General features: G+C 71.9%; 24 protein-coding genes and 2 pseudogenes. 10 read left to right on the plus strand and 16 right to left on the minus strand.

Annotated elements, in window-relative coordinates; all coding sequences use genetic code 11:
* Positions 1-19: 19 nt before the first annotated feature.
* Positions 20-972 (plus strand): annotated as a pseudogene (locus tag ACTMVF_RS36340) (NADP-dependent oxidoreductase).
* 1 nt (position 973) lies between these two features.
* On the opposite strand, the gene ACTMVF_RS36345 reads toward ACTMVF_RS36340, so the two are convergent.
* Together ACTMVF_RS36345 and ACTMVF_RS36350 are read right to left on the minus strand one after the other, a co-directional pair.
* Positions 974-2,080: an NAD(P)-dependent alcohol dehydrogenase gene (locus tag ACTMVF_RS36345; protein ID WP_441275327.1), complete on the minus strand. Its 1,107-nt coding sequence runs from the start codon at positions 2,078-2,080 to the stop codon at positions 974-976.
* A gap of 25 nt (positions 2,081-2,105) precedes the next feature.
* Positions 2,106-3,557 (minus strand): aldehyde dehydrogenase family protein, encoded by a 1,452-nt coding sequence (locus ACTMVF_RS36350; protein WP_441275328.1) that lies wholly within the window; start codon positions 3,555-3,557, stop codon positions 2,106-2,108.
* 103 nt (positions 3,558-3,660) lie between these two features.
* On the opposite strand from ACTMVF_RS36350, the gene ACTMVF_RS36355 reads away from it, so the two are divergent.
* Together ACTMVF_RS36355 and ACTMVF_RS36360 are read left to right on the plus strand one after the other, a co-directional pair.
* Complete coding sequence (locus tag ACTMVF_RS36355) at positions 3,661-4,098, plus strand: MarR family winged helix-turn-helix transcriptional regulator (protein WP_441275329.1); 438 nt, start codon at positions 3,661-3,663, stop codon at positions 4,096-4,098.
* A 152-nt stretch (positions 4,099-4,250) separates the two neighbouring features.
* Positions 4,251-4,616: an anti-sigma factor antagonist gene (locus ACTMVF_RS36360; protein WP_441275330.1), complete on the plus strand. Its 366-nt coding sequence runs from the start codon at positions 4,251-4,253 to the stop codon at positions 4,614-4,616.
* Here the strand turns inward: ACTMVF_RS36360 and ACTMVF_RS36365 are convergent.
* The 3 genes and pseudogenes from ACTMVF_RS36365 to ACTMVF_RS36375 form a co-directional block, all read right to left on the minus strand.
* A pseudogene (locus ACTMVF_RS36365) lies at positions 4,609-5,259 on the minus strand (EF-Tu/IF-2/RF-3 family GTPase); the annotation flags it as partial. The gene ACTMVF_RS36360 and the pseudogene ACTMVF_RS36365 overlap by 8 nt on opposite strands.
* A gap of 90 nt (positions 5,260-5,349) precedes the next feature.
* Positions 5,350-6,303 carry a ribose-phosphate diphosphokinase gene (locus tag ACTMVF_RS36370; RefSeq protein WP_441275331.1) on the minus strand — a complete coding sequence of 318 codons (954 nt, stop codon included), beginning with the start codon at positions 6,301-6,303 and terminating at the stop codon, positions 5,350-5,352.
* A gap of 101 nt (positions 6,304-6,404) precedes the next feature.
* Positions 6,405-7,595: a cytochrome P450 gene (locus tag ACTMVF_RS36375; protein ID WP_441275332.1), complete on the minus strand. Its 1,191-nt coding sequence runs from the start codon at positions 7,593-7,595 to the stop codon at positions 6,405-6,407.
* 143 nt (positions 7,596-7,738) lie between these two features.
* Here ACTMVF_RS36375 and ACTMVF_RS36380 point away from each other — a divergent pair, with 143 nt between their 5' ends.
* Positions 7,739-8,401: a DUF4230 domain-containing protein gene (locus ACTMVF_RS36380; protein ID WP_441275333.1), complete on the plus strand. Its 663-nt coding sequence runs from the start codon at positions 7,739-7,741 to the stop codon at positions 8,399-8,401.
* Between the two features lie 38 nt (positions 8,402-8,439).
* Here ACTMVF_RS36380 and ACTMVF_RS36385 read toward each other — a convergent pair whose 3' ends face one another.
* The 6 genes from ACTMVF_RS36385 to ACTMVF_RS36410 are packed head-to-tail and all read right to left on the minus strand — an operon-like array spanning position 8,440 to position 12,170.
* Complete coding sequence (locus tag ACTMVF_RS36385; protein ID WP_441275334.1) at positions 8,440-10,200, minus strand: complex I subunit 5 family protein; 1,761 nt, start codon at positions 10,198-10,200, stop codon at positions 8,440-8,442.
* Positions 10,200-10,547: a sodium:proton antiporter gene (locus ACTMVF_RS36390; protein ID WP_441275396.1), complete on the minus strand. Its 348-nt coding sequence runs from the start codon at positions 10,545-10,547 to the stop codon at positions 10,200-10,202. Before ACTMVF_RS36390 ends, ACTMVF_RS36385 begins: the two co-directional genes overlap by 1 nt.
* Positions 10,548-10,557: 10 nt before the next feature.
* A complete protein-coding gene (locus ACTMVF_RS36395) occupies positions 10,558-11,298 on the minus strand; it encodes an MnhB domain-containing protein (RefSeq protein WP_441275335.1) in 741 nt (246 codons plus the stop codon).
* The gene (locus tag ACTMVF_RS36400; protein WP_441275336.1) at positions 11,295-11,546 is read right to left on the minus strand and encodes a hydrogenase subunit MbhD domain-containing protein; all 252 of its coding nucleotides are present in this window, start codon (positions 11,544-11,546) and stop codon (positions 11,295-11,297) included. The genes ACTMVF_RS36395 and ACTMVF_RS36400 overlap by 4 nt, the downstream gene beginning before the upstream one ends.
* On the minus strand, positions 11,539-11,991 hold the full coding sequence (locus ACTMVF_RS36405) for a monovalent cation/H+ antiporter complex subunit F (RefSeq protein ID WP_441275337.1): 453 nt from the start codon (positions 11,989-11,991) through the stop codon (positions 11,539-11,541). Before ACTMVF_RS36405 ends, ACTMVF_RS36400 begins: the two co-directional genes overlap by 8 nt.
* A complete protein-coding gene (locus ACTMVF_RS36410) occupies positions 11,988-12,170 on the minus strand; it encodes a hypothetical protein (RefSeq protein ID WP_441275338.1) in 183 nt (60 codons plus the stop codon). The genes ACTMVF_RS36405 and ACTMVF_RS36410 overlap by 4 nt, the downstream gene beginning before the upstream one ends.
* Before the next feature lie 258 nt (positions 12,171-12,428).
* Here ACTMVF_RS36410 and ACTMVF_RS36415 point away from each other — a divergent pair, with 258 nt between their 5' ends.
* The gene (locus ACTMVF_RS36415; RefSeq protein ID WP_441275339.1) at positions 12,429-13,067 is read left to right on the plus strand and encodes a VanZ family protein; all 639 of its coding nucleotides are present in this window, start codon (positions 12,429-12,431) and stop codon (positions 13,065-13,067) included.
* 6 nt (positions 13,068-13,073) lie between these two features.
* Here ACTMVF_RS36415 and ACTMVF_RS36420 read toward each other — a convergent pair whose 3' ends face one another.
* Positions 13,074-13,850, minus strand: a complete 777-nt coding sequence (locus ACTMVF_RS36420) for a sulfite exporter TauE/SafE family protein (RefSeq protein WP_441275340.1) — start codon at positions 13,848-13,850, stop codon at positions 13,074-13,076.
* Positions 13,851-14,069: 219 nt separating this feature from the next.
* Here ACTMVF_RS36420 and ACTMVF_RS36425 point away from each other — a divergent pair, with 219 nt between their 5' ends.
* Positions 14,070-15,299, plus strand: a complete 1,230-nt coding sequence (locus ACTMVF_RS36425; protein ID WP_441275341.1) for a ricin-type beta-trefoil lectin domain protein — start codon at positions 14,070-14,072, stop codon at positions 15,297-15,299.
* 9 nt (positions 15,300-15,308) lie between these two features.
* Here the strand turns inward: ACTMVF_RS36425 and ACTMVF_RS36430 are convergent, their stop codons facing one another.
* On the minus strand, positions 15,309-15,545 hold the full coding sequence (locus ACTMVF_RS36430) for a hypothetical protein (protein WP_441275342.1): 237 nt from the start codon (positions 15,543-15,545) through the stop codon (positions 15,309-15,311).
* Between the two features lie 114 nt (positions 15,546-15,659).
* Between ACTMVF_RS36430 and ACTMVF_RS36435 the strand changes: the two genes are divergently transcribed.
* The 4 genes from ACTMVF_RS36435 (at position 15,660) to ACTMVF_RS36450 (ending at position 20,015) form a co-directional block, all read left to right on the plus strand.
* A complete protein-coding gene (locus ACTMVF_RS36435; RefSeq protein WP_441275343.1) occupies positions 15,660-16,706 on the plus strand; it encodes a PHP domain-containing protein in 1,047 nt (348 codons plus the stop codon).
* A gap of 57 nt (positions 16,707-16,763) precedes the next feature.
* On the plus strand, positions 16,764-17,453 hold the full coding sequence (locus ACTMVF_RS36440) for an HAD family hydrolase (RefSeq protein WP_441275397.1): 690 nt from the start codon (positions 16,764-16,766) through the stop codon (positions 17,451-17,453).
* An 89-nt stretch (positions 17,454-17,542) separates the two neighbouring features.
* Positions 17,543-18,682: an FUSC family protein gene (locus tag ACTMVF_RS36445; RefSeq protein ID WP_441275344.1), complete on the plus strand. Its 1,140-nt coding sequence runs from the start codon at positions 17,543-17,545 to the stop codon at positions 18,680-18,682.
* A gap of 304 nt (positions 18,683-18,986) precedes the next feature.
* Positions 18,987-20,015: an SDR family oxidoreductase gene (locus ACTMVF_RS36450; RefSeq protein WP_441275345.1), complete on the plus strand. Its 1,029-nt coding sequence runs from the start codon at positions 18,987-18,989 to the stop codon at positions 20,013-20,015.
* A 27-nt stretch (positions 20,016-20,042) separates the two neighbouring features.
* Here ACTMVF_RS36450 and ACTMVF_RS36455 read toward each other — a convergent pair whose 3' ends face one another.
* The 3 genes from ACTMVF_RS36455 to ACTMVF_RS36465 all read right to left on the minus strand — a co-directional run bounded on the left by ACTMVF_RS36455 (position 20,043) and on the right by ACTMVF_RS36465 (position 22,658).
* Positions 20,043-20,282, minus strand: coding sequence for a hypothetical protein (locus ACTMVF_RS36455; RefSeq protein WP_441275346.1), 240 nt, complete (start codon positions 20,280-20,282; stop codon positions 20,043-20,045).
* A gap of 71 nt (positions 20,283-20,353) precedes the next feature.
* Positions 20,354-21,643, minus strand: coding sequence for an ROK family protein (locus ACTMVF_RS36460; protein WP_441275347.1), 1,290 nt, complete (start codon positions 21,641-21,643; stop codon positions 20,354-20,356).
* A gap of 28 nt (positions 21,644-21,671) precedes the next feature.
* The gene (locus tag ACTMVF_RS36465; RefSeq protein ID WP_441275348.1) at positions 21,672-22,658 is read right to left on the minus strand and encodes a phosphotransferase family protein; all 987 of its coding nucleotides are present in this window, start codon (positions 22,656-22,658) and stop codon (positions 21,672-21,674) included.
* Positions 22,659-22,672 lie beyond the last annotated feature (14 nt).

Raw genomic sequence — 22,672 nt, forward strand, 5'->3', positions numbered from 1 at the left:
CCCGGCAGGCTGTTTCCCCATGAGCACTGTGAACACGATGCGAGCCATCAGCCAGGACGTCCTCGGCGGTCCCGAGGTCCTCAAGGAAGTAGAGATCGAGCGCCCGACGCCGCGCCCCAACGAGGTGCTGGTCCGCGTCCGCGCCGCCGGCGTCAACCCGACCGACTGGAAGCACCGCGCGAACGGCGGCTTCCTGGGCGAGCCGCCCTTCGTCCTGGGCTGGGACGTCTCCGGCGTGGTCGAGGCGGTCGGCATCGGCGTCGCCAGGTTCCAGCCCGGCGACGAGGTCTTCGGCATGCTGTCCTACCCGTTCGGCCACGGCTCGCACGCCGAGTACGTCACCGCGCCGGCGCGCACCTTCGCGCACAAGCCGGCCTCGATCGACCACATTCAGGCGGGGGCGCTGCCGCTGGTCTCCCTCACCGCCTGGCAGGCCCTGGTCGAGTACGCCGACCTGAAGCCGGGGCAGCGGGTCCTGATCCACGCGGCCGCGGGCGGGGTCGGGCACGTGGCCGTGCAGATCGCCAAGGCGCGGGGCGCGTATGTGATCGGCACGGCGAGCGCGGGCAAGCACGCGTTCCTGCGGAGCCTCGGCGCCGACGAGCTGATCGACTACCGGGAGACGGACTTCGCCGAGGCCGTGCAGGACGTGGACGTCGTGCTGGACACCCTGGGCGGTGAGACGTCCGTGCGCTCGCTGAGGGTGCTGCGCCCGGGCGGCCTGGTCGTCTCGATCCTGCCGGTCGGGCCGGACGGGTTCTACGAGGAGGCCGAGCGGCTCGGCGTCCGGGGCGTGCGCATGCTCGTGGACGCGGACCGCGCTGACCTGCGGGCGATCGTGGACCTCGTCGAGAAGGGCGAGTTGCGCGCCGAGATCGCCGGTACGTTCCCGCTGGCCGATGCCGCCGAGGCGCAAATGCGCTGGGCGACACCGGCCGGACGACGGGCAAGCTGGTGCTGCTCGTCAGCTGAGTCAGAACGTCAGCACGGGCTTGATCGCCTTCCCCGCCCCCATGTCCCGCACCGCTTGGTCGATCTCCGCGAACGGATAGGTGCTGATCAGGCGGTGCAGCGGAAGCCGCCCCTCCTTCACCAGGCGGACCAGGGCGGGGATGAAGGTCTGCGTCTCGGCGTCGCCGAGGGTGAGGCCGACGACCTGCTTGCCGCCGAGCAGCCCGTTCACGTCCAGGGCGACCTCGGTGCCGAACGGCGGGGCGCCGACGACGACCAGGGTGCCGCGGGCGGCGAGCGCGTCGACGCCCTGGCGCAGGACGCCGACGTTGCCCGTGGTCTCCACGACGCCGTCCGCGCCCTGGCCGCCGGTGATCCCGGCGAGGGCCTCGGCGAGGTCGGCCTCGGCGGCGTTGACGGTGTGGGTGGCGCCCAACTCCTTTGCCAGTGACAGGCGTTCGCCGACCCGGTCGACGGCGACGATGTTGGTGGCGGGGGTGAGGGCGGCGGCCATGACGGCGGACAGGCCGACCGCTCCGGCGCCGAGGACGACGACGGTGCTGCCGGTGACCGGCTTCAGTACGTTCCAGACGGCGCCGACGCCGGTCTGCACACCGCAGCCCAGCGGGGCGATCGAGGCGAGCGGCACCTCCGGGTCGACCTTCACCAGGCTGGCCTCGTCCACCAGCGCCCGCTCGGCGAAGGAGGACTGACCGAAGAAGTGACCGCCGAGCGCCTCGCCGCCCCGGCTGATCGTGCTACTGCCGTCGGCCCGGCGCCCGCCGATCAGGTTCAGCGGCAGCCAGGTCGCGCAGTAGGCGGGGTGGCCGCCCCGGCAGTTGCGGCATTCGCCGCACGAGGTGAAGGACAGCACGACGTGGTCGCCCGGCGCGACGCCGGTGACGGCCGGGCCGACGGCCTCGACGACGCCCGCGCCCTCATGGCCGAGGACGCCGGGGAGGGGGAAGGGCAGTCCGCCGCTCGCCACGCCGAGGTCCGTGTGACACAGACCGGTCGCCACCATGCGTACGACGGCCTCGTGCGGTCCGGGCTCGTCGAGCTCGACGTCGGAGAGGGTGAAGGGTGCTCCGCCGGACTCGACGACGGCGGCACGGGTGGGGATGGACATCTGGCGAATCTCCTTGACGGTGCGCTCAGTCGAGCGAGACGACGACGGACTTGGTGGTGGTGTAGGCGTCGAGCGCCTCGGGCCCGTACTCGCGGCCGAAGCCGGAGTCCTTGACGCCGCCGAAGGGGACCGCGGGGTCGAGCATCGCCCAGTCGTTGACCCAGACGATGCCGGCCTGGAGCCGGTCGGCGACGCGGTGGGCGCGGGCCAGGTTGCCGGTCTGGACGCCGGAGGCCAGCCCGTACGGCGTGGAGTTGGCGAGCTCGACGGCCTCGTCCTCGGAGTCGAAGGGCTGGACGGTGAGGACCGGGCCGAAGATCTCCTCCTGGATCACCCGGGAGTCGTTCGGCAGGTCGGCGATCACGGTCGGCTTGTAGTAGTAGCCGCCGTCCAGGTCGAGCCGCTCACCGCCGCAGACGATGCGGCCGCCCTCCTTGCGGGCCAGGTCGACGTACTCCTCGACCTTGCGCAGGTGCCGCTCCCCCGCCATCGGGCCGACGACGGTCTCGGGCTTGCGCGGGTCGCCGAGCGGTACGCCGGGCACGGCGTCGGCGAGGATGCCGAGCAGCGTGCTGTAGACGGGGCGCGCCACCAGCAGCCGCGGTCCGCCCATGCAGAACTGGCCGGTGTTGAAGACGAAGCCCTTGATGACCGCGCCGACGGCCTTCTCCAGGTCGGCGTCCTCGAAGACGACGTGGGCCGCGTTGCCGCCCAGCTCCATGGTGACCGGCTTGAGCGCCTCACCGGCGATGGCCGCGACCTTCCGACCGACCCCGGTCGAGCCGGTGAAGGCGACCTTGTCCACCCCGGAGTGCCGCAGCAGCGCCTCACCTGCCGCCGGGCCGCCGGTGACGACGTTGACGACGCCGTCGGGGACACCGGCCCGCTTGAAGAGCTCGGCCATGTACAGCGCGCTGAGCGGGGTCTCCTCGGCCGGCTTGTGCACCACCGTGTTACCGGCCGCGAGCGCCGGGGCGATCTTCGAACCGGCCAGGATCAGCGGGAAGTTGTACGGGGTGATCGCCGCGACCACGCCGAGCGGCCGGCGCCGGACATAGGCGAGGGCGTTCATGGGGGTGTCCCGGACGGAGCCGTCCAGGGCGTGGGCGAGGGCGGCGAAGTGCTCGTAGTCGTTGGCCGCGTTGGTGACGTCGACGGCGTGGGCGAGCGTGATCGGCTTGCCGACGTCGCGGCTCTCCAGCTCGGCGATGGTGTCGGCGTTCTCCCGGATCAGCTCGGCGATGCGGTGCAGCACCCTGCCGCGCTCGCGGCCGCTCAGCCCGGACCAGGCGCCCTCGTCGAAGGCGTCCCGGGCGGCGCGTACGGCCGCGTCCACGTCGGCGGCACCGGCGTCCGCGACGGTCGTGACGACCGCGCCGCGGGACGGGTCGACCACCTCGGTGCGCGCTCCGTCGGCGGCCTCACGCCACTGGCCCCCGATGAACAACCGACCGGGTTCGATCTCGAAGGTGGTCATCACGACTCCTCAGCCTCATCGCTAAGATTTCAACCAACAGGATTCCTGTTTGTCCGCAGTCTCATTACAGACAGGTTTCCTGTCAATGCTCTAGGCTGAACTCATGCTCGACGCCCAGGCAACCAAGGCACCTCCGTCGCTTCTCTACATGGTGAAGCAAGTGGAGCTCGTCGTGCGCTCCCACCTGGACGAGCTGGTCAAGCCGTCCGGGATCACCGCGCTGCAGTACACGGCGCTCACCGTGCTGCAGCGGCACGACGGGCTGTCGGCCGCGCAGCTGGCGCGCGACTCGTTCGTCACGGCGCAGTCGATCGCCGATCTGGTACGGAGCCTGGAGAACCGTGGACTGGTCCGCCGGGAGCGCAATCCGCGCAATCGCCGGGAGCTGCTGATCCTGCTCACGGATGCGGGGCGCGAGCTGCTCGCACGGCACGAAGGCGCCGTGCGGGAGCTGGAGGAGCGGATGGTACGGGACCTCACGGCTCACCAGACCGAGCAGTTGCGCCAGGCACTCACGAAGGCCTGGCACGCGCTGTCGTAGCCGCATCCCGGACATCTCACGAAACCTCTGTCGCAATTCGAAGACATATGTCAATCGAACATGCTCAGATTCGCTCGATCGAGGGTAACTTGCCGTGCAGGGACTGGATTTGAGCAGCCACCGCAAGTGGGCAGGTTGGAGGCGATGTCGTCGTGCAGCAGGAACCTGCGCCGTTCAGTCGGCATCTGCGCGTCCACCGGCACCGGGGCCATACGGTGCTGGAGTTCCGCGGCGAGATCGACATCTCGGCGGCGGTGGAGATAGCCCCCTACCTGGACCGGGTGACGGCACACCCCGACGCCCGGATCGTGATCGACCTCAGGCAGGTCGAGTTCTTCGACTGCTCCGGGCTGCGCCTGCTGTACCGCGCCCGCAGCCGGGTTCAGGAGCACGGCGGGCAGTTACACCTGCTCTGCACCCACCCGCTCACCCTGCGCGTCCTCAGGATCACCGGCCTGTCCCGGCTGCTGCCCCCGCACCCGACACTGGAGGCGGCCCTGGGCCAGCCGGCTACTTGAGGATCCTGGTGACCTGCCCTGCCCCCACCGTCCGGCCGCCCTCGCGGATGGCGAACTTCAGCCCCTCCTCCATGGCGATGGGCTGGATCAGCTGGACGTGCATGCCGGTGTTGTCGCCCGGCATGACCATCTCGGTGCCCTTCGGCAGGGTGACCACACCCGTCACGTCCGTCGTGCGGAAGTAGAACTGGGGACGGTAGTTCTGGAAGAACGGCGTGTGCCGGCCGCCCTCGTCCTTCGACAGGATGTACGCCCGCGCCTCGAACTCCGTGTGCGGGGTGACCGATCCGGGCTTGATGACGACCTGGCCGCGCTCCACGTCCTCCCGCTTCACGCCCCGCAGCAGCAGCCCGACGTTCTCACCGGCCCGACCCTCGTCGAGGAGCTTGCGGAACATCTCGATGCCAGTGACGGTGGTCCTCGTCCTCCGGTCGTGGATTCCGATGATCTCGACCTCGCTGTTCACCAGCAGCCTGCCGCGCTCGATCCGGCCGGTGACGACCGTGCCGCGCCCGGTGATCGTGAACACGTCCTCGATCGGCATCAGGAACGGCCTGTCGACATCACGCTCCGGTTCCGGGACGGCTGTGTCGACGGCCTCCAGCAGGTCGAGCACCGACTGCGACCACTGCGGGTCCCCTTCTCGCCTTCGCCATGGCGAGCCCTCCTGAGCATCCGGTGATGGCGAGCCGTGCATCCGGGTGATGCCGAGCGTTGCTCCGCTCCTTCCTGTCTATTCGGTTCCCGGCGCGTCGAACAGGGCGCTGACGGACTCCCCGTTGTGAATGCGGCGTACGGCCTCGGCGAGCGCGGGGGCGATGGAGAGGATCCGCAGCTTCTCGGTGCGCTCCTCCGCCGGGACCGGCACGGTGTTGGTGCACACGATCTCCAGTACGTCGGGCTGCTCGCCGATCCGCTTCAGGGCGCCGGACGCGAACAGGCCGTGCGTACAGGCGACCCGGATCGACCGGGGCCCCAACTCTCGCAGCCGGTCGAGGAGTTCGAGGACGGTGCTGCCCTTGGCGATCTCGTCGTCCAGGACGATGACGTCCCGCCCGGTCACCTCGCCGATGACGGAGTTGATGCTGACCCGGTCGTCCGCGAACCGCTGCTTGGCGCCGGCCGCCACTCCGGCGCCGATCAACCGCGCGAACGCGGCCGCCTCCTTGGCGTTGCCGAGGTCCGGCGAGACGACCGTGGTGCGCGAGAGGTCGTACTGGCGGAAGTGCGCGGCGAGTTCGCGCAGCGCGTGCAGGTGGTCGACCGGCACCGTGAAGAAGCCGTGCACCTGGGGCGAGTGCAGCGTCATGGCGAGGACCCGGCTCGCGCCGGCCGCCACCATCAGGTCGGCGACGAGCCGGCCGCCGAGGGAGATGCGGGGCGCGTCCTTCTTGTCGGAGCGGGCGTAGGAGTAGTGCGGCATGACGACGGTGATCCGGCGTGCGGAGGCCCCGCGCGCGGCGTCGCACATGAGCAGCAGCTCGACCAGGTGCTCCTGGACCGGCCGGACCAGCGGCTGGATCAGGAAGACGTCCCGTTCGCGGCAGTTGGCCTGGAGCTGCACCTCCAGGCAGTCATTGGCGAACCGGCTGACCCGGGTGGGGCTGAGCGGCACCCCCAGATGAGCACAGACCTCCGCCGCCAGTTCGGGGTGGGCACTACCGCTGAACACGGCGATCTCTCGCACGATCCGCTCCTCGAATGATCATTCCGGATGGCGGACTCATGCTACTGACCTCTGCAGAAACGTTGCGGCTCACGCCGGGGCGTGGACGTGTGGTGATGGCCTCACCACGACACGGGCAACCGGAGCGGGCTCCGCGTCATCCGGCCCTCCCGCCGCTCGATGGTCTCGGGCTTGAACTCGGCGCGCAGGCGTGGGAAGCGGGCGGCGAGGCGGTGCAGGGCGAGTTCGAGTTCCAGGCGGGCGAGCCAGGCACCCAGGCAGTGGTGGGGTCCGGCGCCGAAGGCGATGCCGGGTGAGGGCAGGGGTGCGAAGAGGTCGGGTTCGCCGGGCGGGAAGACGTCCGGGTCACGCCCGGCGGAATTGGTCTGGACGGCGACCACACTGCCCGCCGGGATCAGCACGCCTCCCACCTCGGTGTCCTCGACGGCGCGACGGATCAGCCCGGGCAGGACCCGTCCCTCGCTGAGCGGGATGGTGCGCAGCAGTTGTTCGGCCGCGGTGGCCGCCGCCTCCGTGTCCTTGGCGAGGCCCGGCCAGGCGGCCTGCCCGTCGGTGAGGAGGTAGACGACGGCGTTGCCCAGCGCCGTCATGGTGGTCTCGTGCCCGGCGACGACCAGTCCGCAGACCAGGGTGACCAGGCGCCGCTCGTCGATGCCGAGCTCGTCGCCCGCCGCGACCAGCCCGCTCACCAGGTCGTCGCCGGGGGACGTCCGCCGCTCGGCCACCAGCCGACCGGCGAACTCGCCGAACTCCCGCATCACCAGGGCGACTTCCTCGGCCGTGTGCGCCCCGCCGGACAGGGCGTGGTCCGCCCAGTGCCGGATCCGCTCGCCGTCCATGTGCTCCAGCCCCATCAGTCGGCAGATCACCGAGACGGGCAGCGGCCGCGTGAACTCCTCGATGATGTCGGCGGGCCGGTTCTGTTCGGCGAGGTGGTCGAGGAGCGCCTCGACCACCGAGGCCACCCAGGGCCGCCAGTGCGCGATCGCCCGGGGCGTGAAGGCCCGCTGCACCGTGCCGCGCAGCGCCTGGTGGGCGGCACCGTCCTGGTTGAGGAGCCCGTCGGGGGCATCGAGGAGGTTCGGTACGACGAGGAGGCGCGGGGCGTCCGCCGCGTACAGCGAACTCCTGTTGAACCGAGGGTCCATGAGCACCTGCCGCACCTCGGTGTACCGGGTCACGAGCCACACCGGGGTGCCCGTGGCGAGGGTGCCGAGCCGGGGTGGTCCGGACTCGGGAAGGCGGATGCGGTGCATGGGAGGAAGCGGCCGGGAGGTGCTGTCTGCGCTCATCCGGGTCTCCAGACGCGCCGGTACGGACGGTTCCCCACGTTAGTGCGCCGCCTCGCACCGGTCAGGGGGGGCAATCGGCCAACGGACAGGTCCGGCACGGCATTTGGGGGTACTTCGTTGAATAGGGAAGGAGGACCGTCGCCATGACGACTCCCATCAAGCGCGTCAACAAGCGCATGCCCGGCTGGGCGAAGGCGGTGAGCGCCCTGATCCTGGTGCTCGTCGTCTTCTTCGCCGGGATCCGGCTGAGCGTGATCCCCGGCCTCAAGGATCTGTTCGGCACGGAGACCAACGACCGTTCGGGTCCCGCACTGCTGCAGTCCATCCAGGACATGAGCCGCTACGACGCCGCCTCCGGCAACTTCCAGATCGTCGTGGATCTGGAGAAGGACGCCAAGTTCCTGCCCGACGCGATCCGCGGCACCCGCACGCTGTACGTCGGCGCGGGCACCGTGGACGCCTATGTCGACCTCGGAAAGGTCGGTGAGGACGACGTCACGGTCAACGACGACCGTACGTCCGCCGCACTCCGTCTCCCGCACGCGGCCCTCGGCAAACCGGCCCTGGACCCCGACCGCTCCTACGCCGTCTCCAAGGAGCGCGGTCTCCTCGACCGCCTCGGCGACCTCTTCTCGGACAATCCGAACAGCGAACAGGCCGTGCAGAAGCTGGCGGTCAAGCACATCGGCGACGCGGCCAAGGAGAGCGAGCTGACCGCCCGCGCCGAGACCAACACCACCAACATGCTCGAAGGCCTGCTCCACTCCCTCGGCTTCAAGGAGGTGAAGGTGACGTACGGGGCCTGAGCCTCTGAGGCGCTGGGACGCTGGGACGCTGGGCGAACCTACGACAGCAGGCCCGGCAGGGCCAGCGCGCCGAGCACCGTGGCGCCGACCAGCACCCAGGCCACGTAGTCCCCGACGTGCCCGGACTGCAGGCGCCGCAGCGGCCGGGCCCGGTCCGGGGCGGTGAGGAGCCCCGGCCGGGTGACGGCCAGGGCCGCGAGAGCGACGGCCAGCGCGGTGGAGGCGAGGTCGAGCAGCACGCCGGCCGGGCTCCAGTGCGGTGCGGGCACCACGGCACCGCCGGACCCGGCCTCGTTGACGGCGTGCGCCACGACCTCGCCGAAGCCGGGGGCCACGCCGACGGCGAGTGAGCCGGCGAGCAGCAGGGCGGGGACCGCGGTCATGGTGTCGGGCGTGCGACTGAGCCGGTGCCGGGTCTCGGGGCGCTCGCCGGCGCCGGTCGTCTCGTACTCGGTGTCCTCCTCGGGCGGGGGGCCGAGTCCGAGGAACACCCGGGCGGCGACCCGCAGCACCGCCCCGGCGGTGACGCCGGTCGCGGCGACGTACAGCACGGTGAGCGGACCGCCCACGGCCTCCTCCGTGACGGCCTTCCCGAACGACGTCCCGAACGGCGGGAGTCCGGCGAGCGCCAGCCCGGCCACCGCGAACAGCACGGCGACACCGCGCAGCTCCCGGGCCCGCCCGTGCAGCGCGTGTTCGTCGACGGTGCCGTACCGGTCGAGGAGGATGCCCGTGCAGGCGAACAGGGCGGCTTTCACGCCGGCGTGCCCGAGGACGTACAGCGCGACTCCGTCGTCGGCCTCGGGGGTCAGTACTCCGACGCCGATCAGGAACAGCCCGGTGTGGGCGACCGTCGAGCACGCCAGCAGCCGTTTGATGTGCCGCTGGTACCAGCACATGACCGCGCCGATCACCGCCGTCACACAGCCGAGGACGACGAGCACCCGCTCCAGGTCGGCCGCCGGGATCCCACCGGGTCCGGCGAAGACGGTGCCGTACACGCGCCAGACGCCGTACACGCCGAGTTCGACCATGACGCCCGACAGCAGCATGCACACGGGGGTGGGTGCGACGGCGTGGGCGTCCGGTAGCCAGAAGTGGAAGGGCACGGCGGCTGCCTTGACCAGCAGGCCGGTCAGGACGAGGACGAAGGCGGCGAGGACCAGCGCGTCCGGCGGCCCGTGCGCGTCGAGGCCGCGGCCGATCTGGGCCATGGCGAGCTCGCCGGTGCGGGCGTAGAGCAGACCGATGCCCATCAGCATGGCGTACGCGCCGAGCGAGGTGATCACCCCGAAGCTCAGCGCGCCCTGCACGGCCCTGGCCTCCTCGACCCGGTGCCCGGTCAGCGCGTAGGCGACTACGCTCATCAGCTCGAACCACACGAACGCGTTGAACAGATCGCCCGCGATCGCGAACCCGCACATGCCCGCCTGGAACAGCAGCAGCAGCGCGGGGAAGGAGCCGGCGTGCCGCCGCGGGGGTTCCTCGAAGTAGTGCCACGAGTACGCCAGGGCCGCGAGGGTCAGCAGCGAGGCGAGGGCCGCCATGCCGAGGCCCGCGCCGTCCCCGACCAGGACGATGCCGACGCTGCGGCCCTCGACGGGCGTCCAGCCGCCGACCCATTCGGTCATCGGCGGCGAGGAGTTCAGCAGCAGCACGATCGCGAGCCCGGCCGTGCCCGCCGAGACGGCGCAGCCCACGGACTCGGCGAGGACACGGGGCAGGCGGCGTCCGCCGGCGGCCAGGAGGGCGGCCCCGAGGAGGGGTACGGCGACGAGCAGCGGCAGCAGGTCGTTCATCAGCCGCGCAGCTCGGTCAGTTCGTCGGGGTCGATCGTGCCGTGCCGCTTGGAGACCTGGATGACGAGGGCGAGGAGAAGGGCGGTGACGGTGGCGCCTACGACGACGTCCGTCAGGGCGAGGGCCTGAACCACCGGGTCGACGACCGGGCGTGAGCCGGGCTCGAGGTCGGAGAAGACGGGGGCGGTGGCGTCGTCGCGGTAGCCGACGGCCAGCAGCAGGACGTACGTGGCGGACTGGCAGACGGACAGGCAGCCGACGGCGTGGATCAGATTGCGGCTGGTGGCGAGGCCGTAGCAGCCGGCCAGGAAGATCCATACGGCGACGAGGTACGGCAGGACATCCATCACGGCGCTCTCACTTCCCGCTCTCCTCCTCGATCTCGACGGCCTGGTCCAGGAAGCGGGCGAGCAGCACGACGACCGCGCAGGCCACCTCCATGCCGATCGCCGCGTTCAGCAGCGGCACGGTCCCGCCGGAGGACAGCGTGTTGAACGTGCCGTACGGCAGCAGGGTGTTGGCGAGGAACGCGGCAGTGCCGATGAGGCCCGCGAGGCCGGTGACGAGGTAGGCGGAGGCCGAGACGGCGTCGCCGACCTCGTAGAGGCCGACCGGGCGGATGCGTTCCAGGGCGCGGTAGTCGGCGCCGAGGTAGAGCAGGTGCAGGGACGTCGCGGCGACGACGCCGCCCTGGAAGCCGCCGCCAGGGCTGAGCTGGCCGTGCGCGATGACGTACAGGCCGGTGACCAGGGCGATCGGCAGGACGATCAGGGCGTATCGGCGTACGGGCGGGGCCACGTCGGCGGGTTCGGGCCGGGCGCGGTGCTCGTCGCGGGTCTGCCGCAGCAGGACGACACAGCCGACGACGGCCGCGAACAGGATGGTCATCTCGCCGAGGGTGTCGAAGGCGCGCTGGTCGAAGTTGACGGAGGCGATGGAGTTGGCGGTGCGACGGGCTAGGGACTCGTGCACGGCGCGGTCGCCGTACGGGTGGCTGTCGCCGCCGAAGTCCGGCAGCCGCAGGCAGGCGGCGACAAGGAGCACGGCGAGGCCGGCGCCGCCGGCGAGGACGAGCCACAGCCGGGTGCGCGGGGTCATCGCTCACGCCCCTTTCGCCGCTTGACCTTGCGGACCGACAGGAGCTGCAGCAGCGGGGTGAGGGCGCCGCCGACCGCCAGCTGCGACAGGGCGACGTCGGGTGCCTGCACCGCGATGAACAGCACGGCGAGTACGACGCCGAGGACGGCCAGCACGAGGGCCTGGCGCACGGGGTCGCGGACGGCCACCGCCACGGTCGCACAGACGGCGACGAGCACCAGCGCTACGCCGATCACCGCGTCAGCCACCGCGCACCCCCGCGAAACCGCCGGACAGCGCATGGGAGGCGACGATGTTCCCGCCGATCAGGAGCGCACCCGTGAGCAGAAGCTTCACCATGGCCCGGCTCGGCCCGACCGCCACGCACAGCGCCAGGACCACCGCCGCGACAAGAGCTGCGGCCGCCCAGGTCAGGCCCCAGGCGCGCGGCGGGTCGGCGGCGAGTTCGTCGGTGAGCAGGCGGGCGAAGACGAGGGTGCCGACGGGGCCCAGCAGGGCGAGGACCAGGGCGACATCGACGTACGAGGGGCGCTCGTACCCCTGGGCGAGCAGGAGCAGTCCGGGGCAGGCCAGGGCGGTGGCCAGGTTCTGGGCCACGACCCGGCGCCGCAGCGGTCCGGTGGCGATGCCCCAGAGGGCGGCGCCCACTCCCCCGCCGAGTACGACGGTCGCCGCGAGGAGCCAGCCGTTCATCGTCCGGTCACCGCCCGGCGTGCGGCGACGGCCGCGAGCGCCGCCACGCCGGCGACGCCCGCGCCGACCGCGAGCTCCAGGGTGTCCACGGCGCTGATGAGGACCAGCCACAGCAGGGCGAGCGCGGCCCACCAGGCCAGGAACTCGGCCGCGGCGAGCAGCGTCGTACGCCGGTCCATACGCCACCTCCGCGGGCCGGATGTCCAGATGTCCGTTACTTCCGTTACTTCCGTTACTTTCGTTACTGCGGTTCCGCGTCATCCAAACACCACCCTGGGCGCCGGAGGCGGCGGACGCGCGGGTCTCCGGCCGGAGTGCCCCGACAGCATGAAGGGAAACCGCGGGCGGCCGTGCCCCGGAGCGGCCGGGGCGGCATCTCATCGGGGTACCGGGGTAATCCCCTTATTACGAAGGGAAGTTGAAGACTGGAGGACCGCATGGCCCGTGGAACCTCACGTTCGCGCGCCGCGATACGCCCCGGCACTTCCAAGACCCCAGGCGGCGCCAAGTCGGCGGGCGGCGCCAAATCCTCGGGCGGCGCGAAGCCCACAGGCGGGGCCAAGTCCAAGCGCGCCGCCAAGTCCGAGCGCACCCCGCGCTCCAGGCAAGACCCCCTGCGCTTCCTCGCCCGTCTCCTGGCGATGATGTGCGCCTTCGCGTTCATGGTCGCCTTCGCCGTCGTCCTGGCGAAGCTCACCCTGCAGCCCTCCCCCGCCTCGGAGGCCCTGACCCACACCAACCTGCGTCCGGGCCGCTCCCTGCGGGCCTATCTGGACCAGCCCGAACTACGCGACGCAGTCCGGCAGATCGGCGGGAATCTGCTGCTGGGCGTTCCGTTCGGCATCCTGGTCCCCGTCCTCGCCCCACGGACGCGCGGCGTCCTGCGCGTCCTTCTGCTGACGGCGACCGTCATGCTTCTCGTCGAGTTCGCGCAGGGCGCGCTGGTGACGGGGCGTGCCTTCGACATCGACGACGTCATCCTCAACACCACCGGAGCCCTGATCGGCTACCTCCTGCTGGGCCGGCGGCTGAGCCGCGCGGTGCACGCCCGAAGGCCCCGCTCCGGCAAGGACTAGCAAGGACTAGCGCAGCACCAACTGGACGATGGCCACCGTGCCGACCACCACGATGAGCGCGCGCAGGACCGAAGGACGCAGGCGGCGGCCTGTCCTGGCTCCGAGATGGCCGCCGACCGCGGATCCGACCGCGAGGAGAGCCACGGCCGTCCAGTCGAAGTCCGCGACGACGAGGAAGAACAGCGCGGCGACGGAGTTGACCACGGCGACGAGCACGTTCTTGACGGCGGTGAGGCGTTGCAGGCCGTCGTCGAGGAGCATGCCCATCAGGGCGACGTAGATGATCCCCTGGGCAGCGGAGAAGTAGCCGCCGTAGACGCTGGCCAGGGTCAGTCCGACGAGCAGCAGGGGGCCGCCGTCGGGACGCGCGGATCGCCCCTTGCGTGCCCGGCGACCGCTCAGCTTCCTGCTGATCAGCGGTTGGAGGACGACCAGCACGAGGGCGAGGCCCACCAGGGCCGGCACGACGCGTTCGAACGCCGAGGCGGGCAGGGCCAGCAGCAGCGCGGCGCCGGTGACCCCGCCGAGCAGGGCGCCGGCGCTCCACTTCAGGATGCGGCGGCGCTGCCCGCGCAGCTCCCGGCGATATCCGACGGCCCCAGTGATCGAGCCGGGGATCAGACCCAGCGCGTTGGAGACCGTGGCGGTGACGGGCGGCAGGCCGGTCGCGAGCAGGACGGGAAAGGTGATCAGCGTCCCCGAGCCGACGGCGGCGTTGATGGCACCGGCGGCGATGCCGGCGCCCAGGACGGCGAGGAGTTCGCCGATGTGTGCGGCGTTCATGGTGAGCAGCGTAGAAACCGAACACTTCGGCGGCGGACGAATCATGCCGGGCGGTGACGACCGCGCCACGACCTCAACTCTGGTCTGTACCAAGGTATTGACGGCCCCTTACCTCACTCCTTAAATCAAGTGGCGACACCTTTACCCCCCGCCTATCCCCTTTCACCCCCACCTCGCTCGGCGCGCCCGCCCCCGGGGCGTCGTACGGAAGGGAGCACGATGGCCACCCCACGCCTGCTCCGCACGGGTCTCCTCGCCGCTCTGTCGGCCGTCCTGGTCGCGTCCGCCGCGATCGGGCCCGCTCAGGCGGAACCACCGGCCGTCACGGCCGCCGCGGTGACGTTCTCCGACAGCTTCGACGGGCCCGCCGGTGCCGCGGTCGACTCCTCGAAGTGGCAGATCGAGACCGGCGACAACGTCAACAACCACGAGCGGCAGTACTACACCTCGGGTAACAAGAACGCGGCCCTGGACGGCCAGGGCCACCTGGTGATCACGGCCAGGCGCGAGAATCCCGCCAACTACCAGTGCTGGTACGGAACTTGCCAGTACACCTCGGCCCGGCTGAACACCGCGGGCAAGTTCACCGCCCAGTACGGGCATGTCGAGGCGCGGCTGAAAGTGCCGCGCGGGCAGGGCATGTGGCCCGCGTTCTGGATGCTCGGCACACCGGTGAACTGGCCGGACTCGGGCGAGATCGACATCATGGAGAACGTCGGTTTCGAGCCCTCCACCGTGCACGGCACGCTCCACGGCCCCGGCTACTCCGGGTCGGGCGGCATAGGGGCCGCGTACTCCCTCCCGAACGGGCAGGCCTTCGCCGACGCCTTCCACACATTCGCCATCGACTGGGCGCCCGACTCGATCACCTGGTCCGTGGACGGGAACGTCTACCAGCGGCGCACCCCCGCCGACCTGGGCGGGCGGACCTGGGTGTTCAACAAGCCGTTCTTCCTGATCCTGAACCTCGCGGTCGGCGGCTACTGGCCCGGCGACCCGGACGGATCCACGGTCTTCCCGCAGCGGCTGATCGTGGACCACGTCTCGGTGACGACCGGCGACTCGGCCTTCGGCGTCCCGATCAGGGGCCTGGCCGGCAAGTGCGTGGACGTGGCCGGTGCGAACCCCGCGGACGGCACGCCCGTGCAGCTCTACGACTGCAACGGCTCCGCGGCCCAGCAGTGGACCGCCGGCGCGGACGGCACGCTCCGCGCGCTCGGCAAGTGCCTGGACGTGACGGGCAACGGCACCGCGGACGGCTCGACCGTCCAGCTGTGGGACTGCACCGGCGGTCCGAACCAGAGATGGGCCGTTTCCACGGCGCGCGACATCGTCAATCCGCAGTCCGACAAGTGCCTGGACGCGACCGGCAACGACTCGGCCAACGGCACCCGGCTGCAGATCTGGACCTGCACGGGCGGCACCAACCAGAAGTGGACGGTCGGCTGACGCGGCCGACTAGTGGTGGTGCCAGGTGAACTTGTCTCCGCCGACCCAGCGGACCACATCCGGGTCGTCCAGGTCATGGACCGTGATGCCGAAGGCGGCGGCGGCCTCCAGGACGTCGGTGACGGTCTTCGCCTGACCGACGACCTCGCCGTCGATCTCCAGGATGCGGAACGGAGGCGTGCCCGGCTGAACCCCGAGCACGATGATCCGCGGGTGTGAAATGTGCGGGCTCGCGCTTTCGGTCATGAATAGAGCGTAGAGCGCAATCCCGGTCGGCGAATCCTCCGAGTCACCCACACGTTCCGTCACGCCGTCGTGCGGGGGCGGCGGCCCAGGGGAACCCTGGAGGGGGAGGTGGCGATGGATCCCGTCGAGGCGCTGAACCGGATCGCGTTCCTGCTGGAGCGGTCCCTGGCACCGACGTATCGCGTACGCGCCTTCCGTACGGCCGCCCGGGTCCTGGCCGAGCTGCCCGAGGACGAGGTGCGCGAGCGGGCGGCGGCCGGGTCACTGGAGTCGCTCAGGGGCGTCGGTCCGAAGACGGCCCAGGTGGTACGCGAGGCACTGGCCGGTGGGACGCCGGGCTATCTGGAGAAGCTGGAGGGCGAGGCCGAGGAGTTCGCCGGGCCTGAAGGCCGGGTCGGCGGGCGGCTGCGGGCGTTGCTGCGCGGGGACTGCCATCTGCACTCCGACTGGTCCGACGGCGGCAGTCCGATCGAGGAGATGGGCAGGGCCGCGGCGCAGCTGGGCCACGAGTGGGCGGCACTCACCGACCACTCGCCCCGGCTGACCGTGGCCCGTGGACTGTCTCCCGAGCGGCTGCGCCGGCAGCTGGACGTGGTGGCGGAGCTGAACGAGACCTGGGCGCCGTTCCGGCTGCTCACCGGCATCGAGTGCGACATCCTCGAGGACGGCTCGCTCGACCAGGAACCCGAGCTGCTGGAGCGGCTCGACGTCGTGGTGGTGTCCGTGCACTCCAAGCTGCGCATGGAGGCCCACGCGATGACGCGGCGCATGGTGGCCGCCGTACGCGATCCGCACGCGAACGTTCTGGGGCACTGCACGGGCAGGCTGGTGACCGGGCGGGGACGGCCCGAGTCGGAGTTCGACGCGGACGAGGTGTTCGCCGCGTGCGCCGAGTCGGGTACGGCAGTGGAGATCAACAGCCGTCCGGAGCGGCTGGACCCGCCGCGCAGGCTGCTGCGCCGGGCCGCCGAGGCGGGCGTGCTGTTCTCGATCGACACCGACGCGCACGCGCCCGGCCAGCTGGACTGGCAGATCCTCGGCTGCGCCCGCGCGGAGGAGTGCGGGGTGCCGGCCGAGCGGGTGGTGACCACCTGGGACCTGGCGGAACTGCTGGCCTGGACCCGCGAGGGCCAGACACCGTCCCGAGTGGCGGGCGCCTGACGTGGTACTCGTGCGGCTCCGGCTCTGGAGGAACGGCGCGTGAGGAAGGGACAGCACATGGAACGGGCGGCCGTGTTCGACGTCGACGGAACCCTCGTCGACACCAACCATCTGCACGTCACGACCTGGTGGGAAGCCTTCCGGCAGGCCGGACACCAGGTGCCGATGCACGCCGTCCACCGGGCCGTCGGTCTCGGCTCGACCGACCTGATCGCCCACCTCCTCGGCGACGACCGGGACAAGGACCAGGACGCCGGGTTGAGCGCCGCCCACAAGGCCCTGTACGGCCAGTACTTCGATCGGCTGCCCCCGCTGCGGGACGCGGGCCGGCTGCTGCGGCGCCTCGACCGCAACGGCTGGCGAGTCGTCCTCGCGACGTCGGCGGGCGGCGCCGAGCTGTCCGCGCTGCGTCGGGCGATCTCGGCGGACGACGCGATCACCGCCACCGCGAGCGCCGACGACGTCGAGGAGGGCAAGCCCGCGCCGGAGCCCGTCGAGCACGCCCTGGAACTGGCCGGGGTGCCCGCGGAGCGCGCTGTGTTCGTCGGCGACACCGTGTGGGACATGCGGGCCGGGACCCTGGCCGGAGTGCGCTGTGTGGGCGTCCTGTGCGGCGGCATCCCCCGCGCCGACCTGCTGGACGCGGGAGCGCAAGCGGTCTATGCGGATCCGGCCCACCTGTTGGCGTCCCTGGCGGACAGCCCCTTGGCCGACGTGCCGGGCGGCGCGGACCCGAACCGCGGATGACGCGTGGCACGGATGCGGCGCCCCGGCCCACGCGCCGGGGCGCCCGGACGGTGGAGTCCCTACGACAGCGGGCGCTCGGGGATGCGCGCGTGACCGACGCGCTACGGCGGGAGGCGCATGCCGTCGGCCGGGCCGCCCGCGCCGCCTGGCGCGGGCCGGGCCGGGAGCGGGACCTGGTCGTGCAGTCGCTCAAGGCGGCGGCAGCGGCACTGCTCGCCTGGCTCGTGGGGAGCGTGTGGCTGGGCGATCCGATGGCCCTGATGGCGTCCTGGGTCGCGCTGATCCTGGTGCAGGCCACCGTGTACAGCTCACTGCTGCGGGCCGCGCAGCAGTTCGGCGCGATCTGTGCCGGGACCGTACTGGCGTCGGCGGCGCTGGCGGTCACCGGGAGCACCATGGGCGCGCTGGCCCTGTCGATACCTCTGCTGATGCTGCTGGCCAACTGGCCGCGCTTCGGTGACCAGGGCGTCTTCGGCGCGACCACGGCGCTGTTCACCCTCGCGTCGGGCGTCGCCGGAGCGTCCGCGGTCGGACACCGGGTCGGGCAGGCCGCTCTCGGCGCGGTGATCGGGGTCGCCGTCAACGCGCTCGTCCTGCCGCCGATCCATCTGCGGGACGTACGGGAGAACCTCGCGGCGCTGGCCCGGGAAGCGGGAGACCTCCTGCACACCGTGGCCGTGGATCTGCGGGAGACCGAATGGAACGCGCAGAGCGCGGCCGGCTGGTCGAGCGCCTCGGCGCGCCTGGAGCGTCGGCTGGAGGCGCTGCGGTCCGCGCGTGGCTGGAGCCGGGAGAGCCTGCGGCTGACCGCAGGACCGCTGCGTGGCCTTCGGCGCCCTCCCGCGCCGGCACCGCCGGAGGAGGAGGACGAACGCTGGAGCCGTGTCACCGGGCACATCAGGGCGCTCACCCGGACGCTGGCCGTCGCGGCCGACGAGGACCGCACGCCCCTGCCACCCGACGGGCCCGCGCTGCGGACGTACGCCAGGCTGCTGGAGCTGATCGGCGAGGTCTGCCACACGGAGAGCCGTCGACTGCTCGGGGCCGGAGGTGACGCCTGCCCGGACGGCCGGACCGAGGCCGCGATGCTGCGGCTGCACCAGGAGTTGCAGGACTTGCTGCGGGATCACGCCGGGCAGGGCGCGGCCCGGGCGACGGTTCTCGGGACCCTGCTGCTGCAGGCCGAGAACGTGTGGAGCGAGACCGTTCCGGCAGGTCGGCGGGGGTGACGCGGATCACCTCACATCGCCCCTCGCGCTGGAACACCGAAAGGTCGTTGCCCGTTGAACGACACGTGGGTGCGGATGGGACAGTGTCCCCGGGCCTCACCTTTTGCCCACAGGGACGATCGTTCGGCTGAAGCCCTGTGGAGCCTTTCGCCGAGAGGCGACCGCCATCCGCACCCACCACTGACCGCCCCGACCGGCACTCCCCCGTCCGGTCGGGGCTTTCCCCTGTCCGGGTGCGGGGCGTGCGGGCGGCTCGGACGGGGTACTCGGACGCTCCCGCCCCCACTCCCGTGAGGAGCCTCAGGTGAGCAGCGAACCGGCCCGCAGGATCGTGGTCACCGGTGCCACGGGCAATGTCGGTACGAGCGTGGTACGGCTCCTCTCGGAGGATCCGCAGGTCGGCTCCGTGCTGGGGCTGGCCCGCAGGATGCCCGAGTGGTCGCCGCCGAAGACGGACTGGGCGGCGGTCGACCTGGCGTCCGAGCAGACCGACCTGGTGCCCCTGTTCGAGGGCGTCGATGCCGTCATCCATCTGGCCTGGGCGTTCCAGCCCACGCACGATCCGGCCGTGACCTGGCGGACGAACGTGCTGGGCAGCATCCGGGTCTTCGACGCGGCGGCCGCGGCGGGGGTCCCGACGCTGGTGCACGCGTCGTCGGTCGGCGCGTACTCGCCCGGACCGAAGGACCAGGCCGTGGACGAGTCGTGGCCGACACACGGCTGGCCCGACGCCGCGTACTGCCGGGAGAAGGCCTATCTGGAGCGGATGCTGGACACGTTCGACCGGGCCCACCCGAGGATGCGGGTGGTGCGGATGCGGCCGGCGTTCCTGTTCAAGCGGGAGTCGGCGAGCGAGCAGCGTCGTATCTTCGGCGGCCGCTTCCTGCCGGGGCCGCTGGCGCGCCCGGAGCTGCTGCCGTTCCTGCCCGACATTCCGGGACTGCGGGTGCAGGCCCTGCACACGGACGACGCGGCCGAGGCGTATCTGCTCGCCGTGAAGTCCGACGTCCGTGGCGCGTTCAACCTCGCGGCCGAACCCCCCGTCGACGCGGCCCTGCTGGGCGAAATGCTCGGCGCCCGCCCGGTCCGCCTCCCGCCCACGGCGGCCCGCTCGGCGATCGCCGCGGCGTGGGGGCTGCATCTGCTGCCCGCCTCCCCGCACCTCTTCGACGCGGTGCTCAGGCTGCCGCTGATGGACTGCACACGCGCCCGCACGGAACTGGGCTGGCGCCCGGAGCGCACGGCGCCCGAGGTGCTGGAGGAGTTCCTGCACGGCATGCAGCGCGGTGAGGGGGCGCCGACCGAGCCGATGCGGGGCCGCAAGGTGGGCTGACCAGCGCCCCGCCCAGGGCAGGACGTCTCAGCCGGACGGCTCCTCGGGCTCCGGGTGTTCCGGGTGGACCGTGTCGGACCGGGCTGCACCCTGCCGGCCCGTGCCCGCCTCGTCCGTGTCGGGTACGTCGTCCCCTTCGGTGCTGGCGTCCGCGGGCTCGACGGACACCTCCCACGGGTCCTGCGCCGGGTTCGCCTGCTGGTCCGGCAGATCCCGCGGCACGGGCTCGTCGGTCTTGTCCTGCGTCGTGCGGCGTTCGTCGGTCATGGTGCACCTCCCTCGCATCGTCCAAGGTCGTCGTGAGCCCCGCGAGTACCGTTCCCACCAGCGGCGAAACCTCAGGGCGCCACCCGCTCCGCCAGGGCCGTGCGCCAGGCGGGCGACGGTCCCTCGGGCACGGGCTCGGGGCGGCGGCCGCCGCGGGCGAAGAAGTCGGCGAGCGGCAGGAGCGCGGCACCGACGGTGACCGCGTCCGGGCCGAGCCTGCCCAGGTCGACGGTGACCTTCCCGGCCGGATGCCGCAGGGCGTACGACGCCGCGTGCCGGCGTACGGCGGGCAGGAGGTGGGCGCCGAGCCGGAGACCCGCCCAGCCGCCGATCAGGATGCGCTCGGGCTGGAAGAGGTTGATCAGGTCGGACAGGCCCGCGCCCACGTACTCGGCCGTCTCCTCCAGTACGGCGACCGCCACCGGGTCGGCCGCACCGCCCTCGGGTGGAAAGGCGCCGGCCAGCATCGCCGCCAATGCGGTCTCCTCGTCGGCGCCCTCCGGCACGCTCCCGCCCTCCTCGCGCCAGCGTTCCAGCAGCGACTCGGCGCCCGCGTACGCCTCCAGGCAGCCGAGCGCACCGCACCGGCAGCGGCGCCCCCTGACCCGTACCGTCAGATGCCCCCACTCCACCGCCCGCCCGCGCTCCGCCTCCGGAGTGACCAGACAGGCGCCGACGCCGGAGCCGAAGAGCACGACGACCGCGCTGTGGGCGCCGCGTCCGCCGCCGAACCACATCTCTGCCTGGCCGAGGGTTCTGGCCCCGTTGTCGATGAAGTACGGGACGCTGTCCGGGAGTTCGGAACCCTCACGCAGGAGCCGCTCCAGCGGTACCGCGTCCCAGCCGATCGTCTGCCCGTGCACCACGGCACCTTGCCGCGGCGTGTGTTCGACGATGCCGGGGACGCCGATCCCGACGCCGAGGAGCCGTTCGGGCCCGGCGCCGGCGCCCGCGAGCACCTCGGCGATGCCGTCGCGCACATGGCCGACGATGCCTTCGACCTCGTACCGCTGCCGTGCCAAAGGCCGTTCGGCGCGGGCGAGTTCGGTGAGGGTAAGGTCGAACAGTCCGATCCGCACCCGGGTCTCGCCGACATCGACGCCGATCATGTGACCGCTGCCGGGAGCCACGCGCAGGAGGATGCGGGGGCGGCCGCCGTCGGAGTCGACGCTGCCGGCCTCCTCGACCAGGCCGTCGGCGATCAGCTCGGCGACTACATTGCTGACGGAGCCGGAGCTGAGCCCGGTCGCCGGGCCGAGTTCGAAGCGGCTGAGGGGGCCGTCGAAGTAGAGGCGCTGCAGTACGGCCGTGCGGTTGCCCCGTCTGAGGTCGCGTACCGTGCGCCCGTTCCGCCCCGCCATGCGGCTCCCTTCCTCGAGCCCTCAAGATCTAAGCAGTCTGGGCGAGTTGCTCGATCTCGTCCAGCGCTGCCACGAGTTCCGGCGCGACCACCGCCTGGACCCAGCGTTCCTTGTCGGCGTCGACCGCTCGCGGGACCGTCTCGGTGAGCATGATCAGGTAGAGGTAGGCGCGGTAAAGGGCCAGCCGCAGACGGGCCGGGACGTCGAACTCGGCCCGGCCGCCCGCCTCCCGGTAGCCCGCGAGGAACGCCTCGTCCTTCCTGATGTCCCCGAGCAGCGCCAGGGAGACGAAGTCGGCGAGGGGGTCGCCCCAGAACATCCGCTCGCCGTCGATGAGCCCGCCGATGCGGGGCTCCTGCTCTGCCGTGCGGTCCAGCAGGATGTTCCCGTCCCACAGGTCGAAGTGGACCAGTGCGGGGACCGTGACCTCGTCGAGCGCGGGGTAGGCGGGCCGGAGCAGGCGGGCCACCTGGTCGGCGGAGCGGGGCAGCCGGGCCTCGTAGTCCCGGGCGTCGTGCAGGACGGCCTCGATCATGGCTGTGAACGCGGTCCGCCAGTCGGGCGCGAGCGGGCCGAGGGCGCCGGAGGGGTAGCCGAAACCCGGCCCGGTCACCGTGTGCAGACGGGCCACCTGGCGGCCCAGCTCCCGGCGCAGCGGGGCCCTTTCGGCTTCGGGGAGCGAGCCGTCCCAGGGCTCGCCGGGGCAGGCCGTCATCAGCAGATACGGTACGGCGGCCTTCTCGTCGACGACCACGACGTGCGGCGCCTGGACCTCTGCCCCGGCGGCCCCGCGGTAGAACTCCGCCTCGGAGGTCAGCAGGCCGCGCTCGTGGCGCAGGCCCGGGACGGTGGACGCGGGCGGGACCTTGAGGATGTATCGACTGCCGTCTATGAGGAGGAGTTCCTCGACGGTGTTGTACGTGCCGCCGCTCAGGGGCCGGACCCCGGCAAGCAGGCCGGGGTCGAGGCGTGCGCTCTTCAGTACGCGCCGAGCCCAGTTCCAGGAGTCCGTCAACGCCCCGCCCCATT

The organism is Streptomyces sp. SD31 (assembly GCF_052068475.1).
GTDB lineage: Bacteria > Actinomycetota > Actinomycetes > Streptomycetales > Streptomycetaceae > Streptomyces.

Coding starts and splice junctions, on each gene's coding strand:
- ACTMVF_RS36410 (WP_441275338.1), bottom strand. CDS start 12,170: ATGGACCGGCGTACGACGCTGCTCGCCGCGGCCGAGTTCCTGGCCTGG.
- ACTMVF_RS36345 (WP_441275327.1), bottom strand. CDS start 2,080: ATGTCCATCCCCACCCGTGCCGCCGTCGTCGAGTCCGGCGGAGCACCC.
- ACTMVF_RS36375 (WP_441275332.1), bottom strand. CDS start 7,595: ATGAGCGCAGACAGCACCTCCCGGCCGCTTCCTCCCATGCACCGCATC.
- ACTMVF_RS36440 (WP_441275397.1), top strand. CDS start 16,764: ATGGAACGGGCGGCCGTGTTCGACGTCGACGGAACCCTCGTCGACACC.
- ACTMVF_RS36390 (WP_441275396.1), bottom strand. CDS start 10,547: ATGGATGTCCTGCCGTACCTCGTCGCCGTATGGATCTTCCTGGCCGGC.
- ACTMVF_RS36460 (WP_441275347.1), bottom strand. CDS start 21,643: ATGGCGGGGCGGAACGGGCGCACGGTACGCGACCTCAGACGGGGCAAC.
- ACTMVF_RS36415 (WP_441275339.1), top strand. CDS start 12,429: ATGGCCCGTGGAACCTCACGTTCGCGCGCCGCGATACGCCCCGGCACT.
- ACTMVF_RS36385 (WP_441275334.1), bottom strand. CDS start 10,200: ATGAACGACCTGCTGCCGCTGCTCGTCGCCGTACCCCTCCTCGGGGCC.
- ACTMVF_RS36420 (WP_441275340.1), bottom strand. CDS start 13,850: ATGAACGCCGCACACATCGGCGAACTCCTCGCCGTCCTGGGCGCCGGC.
- ACTMVF_RS36405 (WP_441275337.1), bottom strand. CDS start 11,991: ATGAACGGCTGGCTCCTCGCGGCGACCGTCGTACTCGGCGGGGGAGTG.
- ACTMVF_RS36430 (WP_441275342.1), bottom strand. CDS start 15,545: ATGACCGAAAGCGCGAGCCCGCACATTTCACACCCGCGGATCATCGTG.
- ACTMVF_RS36455 (WP_441275346.1), bottom strand. CDS start 20,282: ATGACCGACGAACGCCGCACGACGCAGGACAAGACCGACGAGCCCGTG.
- ACTMVF_RS36380 (WP_441275333.1), top strand. CDS start 7,739: ATGACGACTCCCATCAAGCGCGTCAACAAGCGCATGCCCGGCTGGGCG.
- ACTMVF_RS36425 (WP_441275341.1), top strand. CDS start 14,070: ATGGCCACCCCACGCCTGCTCCGCACGGGTCTCCTCGCCGCTCTGTCG.
- ACTMVF_RS36435 (WP_441275343.1), top strand. CDS start 15,660: ATGGATCCCGTCGAGGCGCTGAACCGGATCGCGTTCCTGCTGGAGCGG.
- ACTMVF_RS36350 (WP_441275328.1), bottom strand. CDS start 3,557: ATGACCACCTTCGAGATCGAACCCGGTCGGTTGTTCATCGGGGGCCAG.
- ACTMVF_RS36355 (WP_441275329.1), top strand. CDS start 3,661: ATGCTCGACGCCCAGGCAACCAAGGCACCTCCGTCGCTTCTCTACATG.
- ACTMVF_RS36395 (WP_441275335.1), bottom strand. CDS start 11,298: ATGACCCCGCGCACCCGGCTGTGGCTCGTCCTCGCCGGCGGCGCCGGC.